The sequence below is a fragment of the Prosthecobacter sp. genome (genome assembly GCF_029946185.1).
Taxonomy (GTDB): Bacteria; Verrucomicrobiota; Verrucomicrobiia; order Verrucomicrobiales; family Verrucomicrobiaceae; genus Prosthecobacter.
On record NZ_JAQSEA010000307.1, the window covers coordinates 1 to 10,625 of the forward strand.

Sequence of the window (10,625 nt, forward strand, 5' to 3'; positions counted from 1 at the left end):
ACGATATGGAACGACATACTTCCAGATGGATGTGAGCGTCTTTTTTACCAGGAGAGCGAACTGAGGGTCTTCCGTATGTTGCATGAACGAGAATTGAGCGGGGTGGGAAAGTCTGAGGGACTCGGCTACACTAACTGTCGTAATTGCACCAGCACAAGGCTCAACAACCGACCAGATGCTGACGATAGATGGCATCCAGTCGATCGAGCATCGCACTAAGGCTGCAATGATTCACGACAAACTGCTGCCCCGCACGGCACATCTCCTGAGTTTGGAGTTTTTGTTCCAAGGTCTCACGGATAGCCGCAGCAAGAGCAGGAGCGTCATGAGGTGGAACAAGCCGGCCTGTTTCACCATGCTTGATAATGCTGGGAATGCCCCCGACATCACTGGCTACGACGGGAACTCCCATGGCCAGTGCTTGCAACCCTGACTGGGGTATCGCTTCGTGGAATGAAGGGATCGCGATGATGTCGAGGGTTCGCATGATTTCGGGAATATCTTCCCGATGGCCTAAAAAGGTGAACTGATTCCCAATCGAGAACTGTGAAACCACGGCTTCTACATATTCCCGCGCTGGCCCCTCCCCAGCGATGATGCAGTGTACACCAATGCCGTGCTGAGTTTTGAGCAGATGAACCGCTTCTGCCAGGATTTGGATGCCCTTGGCGGCTCGAATCACCGTAACCATGCCGATGAGCGGCATCGGAGGGGACTTCGCATAAGCTGAAAAATCTGCTTTTGGCCCTTCGGGCTTGAAGCGTTCGAGATCGACGCCGGTTGGGAGGGTGGTGATCTCACCCGGGTCCAGGTCAAACGTGGAAGTCAGTGAACTGGTGATCTTGGGACTGGTCGTCAGGATGTGATGAGTCCACTCTTTGTAGATCAGGCGGCTGAGTGATTTGTTCGGAATCGGTACGTCAAAATGACGGCTGCGGATGATCAGCGGCACTCGTGCGATGCGCGCAGCGATGGTGAGCAGCCAACCATCCCTAGAACTGTGGGGATTGACGATTTCAATGCGTTGACGATGCAGCCACCAGGCAAGTTTGAGGATGTGAAACGGCAGCAGGTAGCGTTGATCGAAGCGTTGGGCCAGCACCGGCAGGCCCGCCTGGGTGGCGCGTTGATAAATCTGGCTGCTCATGGGGGCGATCAGCCAGACCTCGCTGCCGCGGCTGTGGAATCCTTTAATTTCCGCCAGAATGCGGTGTTCCTGTCCTCCCCAGCCAAGGGAGGCTTCGGAGTGGGCAATACGCCAGGTGCGTTTTTGAGGGGAGAGAGCAGCCATGAATTCCGTTCTGCTCTATTACTCAAGCAGCAGTGAGCCAAATCCTTTTTTTGATGCGATACTTCATGCCAGCACCGGCACTGGAAATTTTTTGAACGATTAGGTCTCTTGGTAATCTGCTGGCCGCCTGCTGAACCACTTAAAATGTTGATTTAGATTGCTTGAGATAAATAAATAAATTAGATGGAAAATACTACTGATTTGCCGTGTTTGGCGCTTCAAAAGTTCAAGTGACGTTGCTTTTTGGAAAAAAGTTCTGGCAAGCCTTCTGACTTGCCGTCATATCCAATTTTTTCATACCACCGACTTTCTACATGACGTCTTCCACCATCGGCATCATCGGCCTAGGCTATGTCGGCCTGCCTTTGAGCCTTCAATTTGCCCGGACGGGCAGCACCGTGCTGGGATTCGACAATGATTCCGCCAAAATCAAAGCCTTGGACGCGGGAGAGACTTACATCCTGCACATCTCGTCAGACGCGATACGTGAACAGCGCAACGAAGGACGTTTTTCCGCCACCACTGACTTTTCGCGTATTTGCGAATGTGAGGCCATAATCATCTGTGTCCCCACACCGTTGGCGAAAAACCGCGAGCCCGACCTCAGCTATGTGCTGAGCACGGGTCGCGCTATCGCTCCCCACCTCCAGCGTGGCCAGTTGGTGGTACTGGAGTCCACCACCTATCCGGGGACAACGGACACCGAACTGCGAGAGGTGCTGGAAGCAGGTTCCACTCTAAAGGCGGGGGTGGATTTTCACCTCGCCTTCTCGCCAGAGCGTGAGGACCCAGGCAATCCGCAGAGTGATGTCGCGGTGATTCCGAAAATTGTTGGTGGCTTCACTCCCGAATGCCTGAAGCACGCGCTGAATGTGTATGGCCGGGCGATCAAGACACTGGTTCCGGTGGAGTCCTGCCGTGTGGCGGAGGCTGTGAAACTGACGGAAAACATCTTCCGTGCTGTGAACATCGCCATGGTGAACGAACTCAAGGTCGTCTATGCGGCGATGGGCATCGACATCTGGGATGTGATCGATGCGGCAAAGACCAAACCCTTTGGTTTCATGCCCTTTTATCCCGGACCTGGGCTCGGAGGCCATTGCATCCCGATTGATCCCTTCTACCTCACTTGGAAGGCACGGGAATACGGGCAGGAGACGCGCTTCATCGAACTTGCGGGTGAGGTTAACACCGCCATGCCTGCCTACGTCATTCAGCGTGTGGGGGAGGCGCTGGCCTCGCTGAATCTGACCCTCCGTGACAGTCGCATCCTCATGATTGGCATCGCCTACAAGTCCAACGTCGATGATGACCGCGAAAGCCCCGCCTATGTGTTGTGGGATCTGCTCGAGAAGCAGGGGGCGGAAGTCGATTACCACGACCCGCATGTGCCGGTGATTCGTCCTTCACGTGAGCATACGCATTTCGCCGGACGCAATAGCGTGGCGCTCGCGGCAGGCACACTGGCAGATTACGATCTGGTGCTCGTGGCCACAAACCACAAGGCCGTGGATGTCGCGCTCATCGCGGAGCACGCGCGTCTCGTTGTTGATTCGCGCAATGCGCTCAGCGCCTTGATGAAAGGCAAACCCAACTATTTTAAAGCATGAAAGCTCTCGTCACAGGTGGTGCAGGTTTTATCGGTTCTCACATTTCCGAGGCACTCTGTCGCAGAGGGGCTGAAGTCATTGTGTTGGACAATCTTTCGCTCGGCAATCCCGCCAATCTTCATTGGAAACAGCCCGGGGACAAGATCGACCTCGTAGAGGGGGATATTCGCGATCAAGCCCTGCTGGCAAAGCTGATGCCGGGTATTGACTGGGTGTTTCACCAAGGCGCTCTTCCTTCGGTACCGCGTTCAGTCGCTGAGCCGCTTGAGAGCAATGCGCAAAACTTGGACGGCACGCTGAACGTCCTGCTGGCCGCGCGCGATGCGGGCGTGAAGCGCCTGATGTTTGCCTCCTCGTCCTCCATTTACGGAAACGCAGATGTTCCTGAAAAGCATGAAGGACTGCCTGTGCAGCCCCTTTCTCCCTACGCACTGCAAAAATACGGTGGCGAGCGTTACTGCCAGCTCTTTTATCAACTCTATGGCTTTGAAGCCATAGCGCTGCGCTACTTCAACATCTTCGGCCCCCGCCAGGCTTTTGATTCCCCCTATTCCGGTGTGATCGCGAAGTTCTGCACCTTCATGCTGGAGGGCAGGCCCCCGGTGATTTTTGGCGACGGCAGTCAGGCCCGTGATTTCACCTTCGTGGACAACGCCGTCTCTGCAAACCTGCTCGCCGCCGAGGCACCTGCGGAGAAAGCCGCGGGCAAGGTCTTCAACGTTGCCGCCGGGCATTCCATCGATCTGATCCGCCTCGTGCAGGACATCAACCATCTGTCTGGCCAGGAACTGCAGCCAACGTTCGAACCGGCACGTGTGGGTGACGTCCTGCACTCCCTGGCGGACATTAGCGCTGCTCGTTCCTGCTTGAACTATGAAGTGAAAGTCGGCTGGGAGGAGGGTCTGCGCCAGACTCTTGAGTTTTACCGGCAGGAAGCAAAAAAAGTCTAGCCATGTCAGCCTGATTTTGCGTCAATTGAGTTCATAAAAATATGAAGGTTGTTATCTTATGCGGTGGTAAAGGCACACGTCTTCGTGAGGAAACCGAGTTCCGCCCGAAGCCGATGGCCCCGATCGGCGGCCAGCCCATCCTCTGGCACATTATGAAGACCTACGCGCACTTCGGGCACAAGGAATTCATCATCTGCCTAGGCTACAAGGGCGAGTGCATCAAGGAGTACTTCCGCAACTATCTCTGGAACACTTCCGACGTCACATTGTCTCTTGGACAATATCCTGCATTACAGTTTCATGACAAAAATGATGAAAATGACTGGTCTGTGACCCTCGCTGAAACCGGTGAACACACGATGACCTCCGCCCGTGTGAAGCGCGTCCAGCGTTACATCCCGGATGGCGAACCGTTTCTGCTCACCTACGGTGACGGCCTCTCCAACATCGATATCAATGCCTCCATTGCTGCGCATAACGCTTCAGGCAAAGTTTGCACTCTCTCTGCCGTTCATCCTGCCGGACGCTTCGGTTCTCTGCGTATCGAGAATGACAATACGGTTCACGTTTTCAACGAAAAGCCTCAGTATGAAGATGCCTATGTCAATGGGGGGTACATGGTGTGCAGCCACCAGATGTTCGACTACCTCAGTCCTGACCCTCAGGTCATGCTCGAGCGCAAGCCCATCGATGACTTGGTTCGAGACGGTCAGCTCCACGCCTTTCGGCATGAAAATTTCTGGCAGCCGATGGACACCTACCAGGAAATGCAGCACCTCAACGAACTATGGGCGCAAGACAAGGCACCCTGGAAAATCTGGTAGGCCCTATGCATTTCTCCGACACCTATCGCGGAAAGCGTGTCCTGCTCACTGGCCATACAGGCTTCAAGGGCAGCTGGCTTGCTGAATGGCTGCTCTCGTTAGGCACCGAGGTGACAGGTCTCGCGCTCGAGCCCAATACCCAGCCTGCGATCTTTGATGAACTGAAACTTGCCAGCCGCCTCGATCATCACATTGGCGACATTCGCGATCTGGGTCTCGTCTCCCGCTTGGTCGAAAAAATACAGCCCCATTTTGTCTTTCACCTCGCTGCGCAGCCTCTCGTCCGGCTTTCCTATGCACAGCCGGTGGACACCTTTGCCACCAATGTGATGGGCACAGTGAATGTCATGGAGGCCGTCCGTAGCGCCGCCCGGCCATGCACCCTGCTTTGCATCTCCACCGACAAGTGTTACGACAATCGCGAGTGGGTGCACAGCTACAGAGAAGTGGACGCACTCGGCGGGCATGACCCCTACAGCGCATCCAAAGGTGCTGCCGAGATCGCCATCAGCTCCTATCGTCGCTCGTTCTTCTCGGGTGCGGATACCGTTGTTCACCTCGCCTCCGCACGCGCTGGCAATGTGATAGGTGGTGGAGATTGGGCGCTGGACCGCATCATGCCAGACTGCATTCGTGCCCTCGCACGGGGGGAGTCTGTCGCCGTGCGCAATAAAGTGGCCACACGTCCGTGGCAGCATGTGTTGGAGCCCCTTAGCGGCTACCTGCACCTAGCCGCCTCCATTCATCAGGCCGCAGAAAAGAAAGCGCCGGAATTCAATCCCCTTTGCAGTGCCTTTAATTTTGGCCCCGCGCTCAGTTCCAACCGCAGCGTCGCAGACGTCGTCAATGAAGCACTCAAACACTGGCCCGGTACTTGGGAAGACAAGTCTGACCCACATGCCGTGCATGAGGCCACCTTGCTCAATCTCGCCACCGACAAGGCCCGGCACCTGCTCCAGTGGCAGCCCGTTTGGAATTTTGAGCAGACCGTCGCTCGTACAGTAGAGTGGTATCATCAAAATCATCTCAATCCTGCCGGTGCCCCCACTCTGACCGCCCAGCAGATCACCGATTTCACGGCTGCCGCCACTGCCGCCGGCCTGCCATGGGCCACCTGACTTTTTGTGAAACGTTCCCCCTCCGACCTCAAACAAGAAATCCTCCGGCTCACGCGCGAGTACTCCGCACTCATGCATACGGCCAACCGTCCCGGTGCCGAAAACGCCGCCCCCTTCATCCCCGGGGAGACCACCGTGCCCTATGCAGGCCGCGTCTTCACTGAGGATGAGGTTGAAGCCGCCGTGGGTTCCACGCTCGATTTCTGGCTCACCCTGGGACCTGAAGGCGCGGCCTTTGAGCAGGAACTTGCAGGCTTCTTGGGCGTCAAACATACCCTCCTTGTCAATTCCGGCTCCTCCGCCAATCTGGTTGCCTTCGCCGCCCTCACCACGCACAAGCTGCCGCCGCACAAACGCATCCAGCCCGGAGATGAAGTCATCACCGTCGCCGCAGGCTTTCCCACCACCGTCGCCCCCATCATTCAGTGCGGTGCCGTCCCCGTCTTCATCGACAACGACCCCAACACGGGCAATGCATGCGTCGATCAGCTCGATGCCGCTTTCGTCGCCGGCAAAACCAAAGCCGTCATGATGGCCCACACCTTGGGCAATCCCTTTGACCTCGGTGCCGTCATCGAGTTTTGCCGCAAGCATGACCTCTGGCTCATCGAGGACAACTGCGACGCCCTCGGCTGCACCTACTCCATGCCCATTGAGCGCGCAGCCGCTCTCGGCTTCAAGGAAAATTCCCCCGGCATCCCGGCAGACGGCACGCACATCACTCGCTACACCGGCACCTGGGGAGACATTTCCACCCAGTCCTTTTACCCTCCCCATCATCTCACCATGGGGGAGGGCGGGGCGGTCAATATCATCCATCGTCCCCCGCTCAAGAGCTATGCCGAAAGCTTCCGCGACTGGGGCCGCGACTGCTGGTGCGCCTCTGGCATCGACAACACCTGCGGCAAACGCTTCGACTGGCAGCTCGGCCAGCTCCCCAAAGGCTACGACCACAAATACATCTACAGCCATCTCGGCTACAATTTAAAGCCGCTTGATCCCCAGGCCGCTATCGGACGTCAGCAGCTCAAAAAACTGCCCGCCTTCATCGAGGCACGCAAACAAAACTGGGACTACCTCCGCGCAGGCCTCGCAGACTTGGAGGACTTCATCACCTTCTCCCTCCCCACTCATGCCACTGGCTGGTCACCAGATGGATTCATCTGGGACGCTACCGACTGTCGCGTGGACTGCTCTTGGTTTGGCTTCATGCTTCGAGTCAAGCAGAGCGCCCCCTTCACCCACACCGACCTCGGCCGCCATCTCGACGCCAAGAAAATTGGCAACCGCATGCTCTTCGGCGGCAATCTCCTCCGCCAGCCCGCCTTCGTACAGCTTCAAAAAGACCGCCCCGAAGCCCTCCGTATCGCCACTCCGCTGGCCGGAGCCGACGAGATCATGAACACCGCCATCTTCCTCGGTACCTACCCCGGCCTGTCCAAAGCCATGCTCGACTACGAGATCGAGACCATTCGCCAATTTGTGCGTTCCAAGTAGCTCATGTCTGAATCCTCTCCGCGCATGGGTGGCCAATCTTCTCTTGCTGACGATCTTGAGATGATTCTGGCCCGGACTCTCCCCTTGTGGGAAGAGATGCGTGGCGGCCGGCTTTTCCTTACCGGCGGCTCAGGTTTCTTTGGTTGCTGGTTGCTGGAGAGTTTCATTCACGCCAATCGAGTTCTCGAACTCGGCGCGGAGGTCGTTGTTCTAAGCCGGGATCCGGCAGCGTTCCGGAGCCGCGCACCTCATCTCGCATCAGCCGGCTGCGTCACCCTGCTGCAAGGCAATGTGACGCAGTTCACGCCCCCCCAAGGAAATTTCACTCACATCATCCATGCCGCCAGCGAGTTGAGTATGAGCCAGCCCAAAGATGCGCTGGGCCTCATCGAGACCACGCTTCTGGGCACACGCCGCGTCCTCGATTTCGCTCGCGAAAGCGGTGCGCGGAAGTTCCTCTTCACCAGCTCGGGAGCTGTTTATGGACCGATGACCCCCGGTCGCAAACATCTCTGTGAGGACGATCCAGTGAGCACCTTGCCGCTGGAGCCACGCAGCGCCTACGCCGAGGCCAAACGTCTCGCCGAACTCGTTTGTGCGATCTACGGCCAGGAGCACGGCATCGAGATTAAGATCGCACGCGGTTTTGCCTTCCTCGGTCCGCATCTGTCACTTGATTCCCATCTCGCCGCCGCTTCTTTTTTGCGTTCAGCGCTGCATGATGAACCCATTACTATCCAAAGCCACGGATGCGTCGTGCGCTCTTATTTGTATGGTGCAGATCTCGCCATCTGGCTGTGGACCATCCTTTTCAAGGGCACGTCCGGGCGTCCCTATAATCTCGGTTCCGATGTGCCGGTTTCGATTACCGAACTTGCGGCCTCAATTCAGGCTGCCGTCTCAGTCCCGCTTACAGTGAACGTTCTCGGAAAACTCAAGCCTGATGAACTGGTGGACATCTATGTGCCAGACATTCATCGTTCCCGCACTGAACTCGGACTGGACGTTTTCACTCCTCTGGCCGAAGCAATCCGCCGAACCCTCCTTTTCCACAACGACATCGCCAGCCACGCATGAAAACCAAAAGCACCTTAAAGGCCATGGGCCATCACGAAGCCAAACACACTTCAGTGGAAAAGGGAGTGGTGGATCAGTTTTGCGATACTTTTGAATCGTCTGCAGTCCCCCTCGCGCAACGCCTGCAGAATTTCCCGCGCCACGTGCGGCGCCAGGACATTGCCCGCTTTTTGACAAAGTATGAACTCTTTCAGCTCGCGTTGCCGGTGAATGGAAACATCGTCGAATGCGGCGTCTTCGCCGGCGGCGGCCTGATGAGCTGGCTTCATTTCTCCAGCATCCTCGAGCCCTTCAACCACACGCGGCGCATCGTCGGCTTTGACACCTTTGCGGGTTTCCCCGGGGTGCATGAAAAAGATACAAAGTCCGGCTCCTCGGATCATCTGCATAAGGACGCCTTTAAAATTAGCCGCACCATGGAGGAGGAGATTGCCGCGCTTGCCGCACTGCATGATAGCAACCGTCCGCTCGGCCACATTCCAAAGGTGGACCTCGTCGCTGGTGACGCATGCAAGACCATCCCCAAATACGTCAAAGAGCATCCCAGCTTGCTCATCAGCCTGCTCTATCTTGACTTTGACATCTATGCTCCCACCAAGAGCGCGCTTGAGCATCTGTATCCGCGAATCGTCAAAGGGGGCATCGTGGCCTTCGATGAACTCAACTGCCCCGAATTCCCCGGCGAGACCACCGCTCTCCTGGAAGCCTTTGACCTGAAGCAGATTGAGCTCAAGCGCACCAACCTCGATCCCCACATTTCTTACTTCATCAAGTGAACCTTGATTCGACAGAACTGGCCCGGCAGATCCGCATTGAAGCTGTGCGCATGGTGGCGCGGGCAAATGCCTCGCACATCGGCGGCGCTCTCTCGATGGCTGATCTCATCGCCGTGCTCTATTCTGAGATTCTACGCATACGTCCGGAAGAGCCCGCATGGTCCACCCGCGACCGCTTTCTTTTGAGCAAGGGCCACTCCTGCACCGCCCTCTATGCAGCACTGGCGGTGCGCGGCTTTTTCCCTCTGGATGAGCTTGAAACCTATGGACGCGATGGCTCACGGCTCATGGCCCATATCAGTCACAAAATCCCCGGTGTGGAGTTCTCCACCGGCTCGCTCGGGCACGGCCTGCCTTATGGCTGCGGCAAGGCACTCGCCGCCAAACGCTCCGGCGCAGACTGGCGCACCTTCGTGATGCTGAGCGATGGCGAACTGGATGAAGGTTCCAACTGGGAGGCCATCCTCTTCGCCCCCCAGCATCGGCTCGATAACCTCGTTGCTATCGTGGACTACAACAAGATCCAGAGCCTCGGCTCCGTTGCAGAGGTGATGGAACTCGATCCGCTTGCAGACAAGTTTCGCGCCTTCCGCTGGGCAGTACGAGAAGTCGATGGGCATGATCACGCTGCGATTCGTGAGGCGCTCTCCTCCATTCCTTGGGAGGTCGGCAAGCCCTCGGTCCTCATTGCTCACACGATCAAAGGCAAAGGAGTGGACTTCATGGAGAACAGTCTCCAGTGGCATTACTCATCTCCACGGGGGGAGCAGCTCGCATCAGCACTTTCACAACTTGGAGGTGACTCATGAGAACCGCTTTCATCAACGAGTTGACCATTCAGGCCCGTGCGCATCCTGAAATTTTTCTTATCGTCGGTGATCTCGGCTTCTCCGTGGTCGAGCCTTTTGCCCGCGAGTTTCCAGATCGTTTTCTCAACGCCGGCGTGGCCGAACAAAACATGACGGGAGTCGCTGCAGGTCTTGCCTCAGAAGGCTACCATGTCTTCACCTACTCCATTGCCAATTTTCCAACCCTGCGCTGCCTGGAACAGATCCGCAATGATGTGTGTTATCATCAGCTGCCAGTGACGGTTGTGGCAGTCGGTGGGGGGCTTGCCTATGGCAACCTCGGGTATTCGCATCATGCCGTTCAAGATCTGGCGATCATGCGGACACTGCCAAACATCACCGTCTTGGCCCCAGGTGATCCAGGCGAGACCAGCGAATGTGTGGCTTGGCTGGCAGATCATCCCGGTCCGTCATATCTCCGCCTTGGTAAGGCTGGAGAAAAAAAACTCCATGACATGCGTGGAATCGAGAATGGGCCGCTGCTTGTTCGCTCGGCTCCTTCCGCTCAGGTCGCGCTCGTTTCAACCGGGGGCATTCTTGACGAAACGCTGGCGGCTGCAGAGATTCTCCAAAATGAGGGCAGGACTGTGGATGTTTACTCATTGCCCTGGCTCAAGCCTCTTGATCCGTCGCG

At 56.8% G+C, this 10,625-nt stretch carries 10 protein-coding genes; 9 read left to right on the top strand and 1 reads right to left on the bottom strand.

Features of this window, described 5'->3' with window-relative positions:
• Positions 1-160 precede the first annotated feature (160 nt).
• Entirely contained in the window at positions 161-1,291 is a 1,131-nt protein-coding gene (locus PSV43_RS25210) for a glycosyltransferase (protein WP_300204295.1), read from the bottom strand.
• 314 nt (positions 1,292-1,605) lie between these two features.
• Between PSV43_RS25210 and PSV43_RS25215 the strand changes: the two genes are divergently transcribed.
• The 9 genes from PSV43_RS25215 to PSV43_RS25255 form a co-directional block, all read left to right on the top strand.
• Entirely contained in the window at positions 1,606-2,901 is a 1,296-nt protein-coding gene (locus PSV43_RS25215) for a nucleotide sugar dehydrogenase (protein WP_300204298.1), read from the top strand.
• Positions 2,898-3,851, top strand: coding sequence for an SDR family oxidoreductase (locus tag PSV43_RS25220; RefSeq protein WP_300204301.1), 954 nt, complete (start codon positions 2,898-2,900; stop codon positions 3,849-3,851). Before PSV43_RS25215 ends, PSV43_RS25220 begins: the two co-directional genes overlap by 4 nt.
• 41 nt (positions 3,852-3,892) lie before the next feature.
• Entirely contained in the window at positions 3,893-4,675 is a 783-nt protein-coding gene (gene rfbF, locus PSV43_RS25225; protein WP_300204303.1) for a glucose-1-phosphate cytidylyltransferase, read from the top strand.
• A 5-nt stretch (positions 4,676-4,680) separates the two neighbouring features.
• Entirely contained in the window at positions 4,681-5,793 is a 1,113-nt protein-coding gene (gene rfbG, locus PSV43_RS25230) for a CDP-glucose 4,6-dehydratase (protein ID WP_300204304.1), read from the top strand.
• A gap of 6 nt (positions 5,794-5,799) precedes the next feature.
• Positions 5,800-7,290 carry a lipopolysaccharide biosynthesis protein RfbH gene (gene rfbH, locus PSV43_RS25235; RefSeq protein ID WP_300204308.1) on the top strand — a complete coding sequence of 497 codons (1,491 nt, stop codon included), beginning with the start codon at positions 5,800-5,802 and terminating at the stop codon, positions 7,288-7,290.
• A gap of 3 nt (positions 7,291-7,293) precedes the next feature.
• Positions 7,294-8,367: an NAD-dependent epimerase/dehydratase family protein gene (locus tag PSV43_RS25240; protein WP_300204311.1), complete on the top strand. Its 1,074-nt coding sequence runs from the start codon at positions 7,294-7,296 to the stop codon at positions 8,365-8,367.
• On the top strand, positions 8,364-9,143 hold the full coding sequence (locus tag PSV43_RS25245; RefSeq protein WP_300204314.1) for a TylF/MycF/NovP-related O-methyltransferase: 780 nt from the start codon (positions 8,364-8,366) through the stop codon (positions 9,141-9,143). Before PSV43_RS25240 ends, PSV43_RS25245 begins: the two co-directional genes overlap by 4 nt.
• The gene (locus tag PSV43_RS25250) at positions 9,140-9,952 is read left to right on the top strand and encodes a transketolase (protein ID WP_300204316.1); all 813 of its coding nucleotides are present in this window, start codon (positions 9,140-9,142) and stop codon (positions 9,950-9,952) included. Before PSV43_RS25245 ends, PSV43_RS25250 begins: the two co-directional genes overlap by 4 nt.
• The coding region (locus tag PSV43_RS25255) for a transketolase C-terminal domain-containing protein (RefSeq protein ID WP_300204319.1) at positions 9,949-10,625 on the top strand (677 nt) is incomplete at its 3' end. The genes PSV43_RS25250 and PSV43_RS25255, both read left to right, overlap by 4 nt.

Bases quoted from the DNA above. Each gene is read 5' to 3' on its own strand.
- rfbG (WP_300204304.1), top strand. From the start codon at position 4,681: ATGCATTTCTCCGACACCTATCGCGGAAAGCGTGTCCTGCTCACTGGC.
- PSV43_RS25215 (WP_300204298.1), top strand. From the start codon at position 1,606: ATGACGTCTTCCACCATCGGCATCATCGGCCTAGGCTATGTCGGCCTG.
- PSV43_RS25240 (WP_300204311.1), top strand. From the start codon at position 7,294: ATGTCTGAATCCTCTCCGCGCATGGGTGGCCAATCTTCTCTTGCTGAC.
- PSV43_RS25220 (WP_300204301.1), top strand. From the start codon at position 2,898: ATGAAAGCTCTCGTCACAGGTGGTGCAGGTTTTATCGGTTCTCACATT.
- rfbF (WP_300204303.1), top strand. From the start codon at position 3,893: ATGAAGGTTGTTATCTTATGCGGTGGTAAAGGCACACGTCTTCGTGAG.
- PSV43_RS25210 (WP_300204295.1), bottom strand. From the start codon at position 1,291: ATGGCTGCTCTCTCCCCTCAAAAACGCACCTGGCGTATTGCCCACTCC.
- PSV43_RS25245 (WP_300204314.1), top strand. From the start codon at position 8,364: ATGAAAACCAAAAGCACCTTAAAGGCCATGGGCCATCACGAAGCCAAA.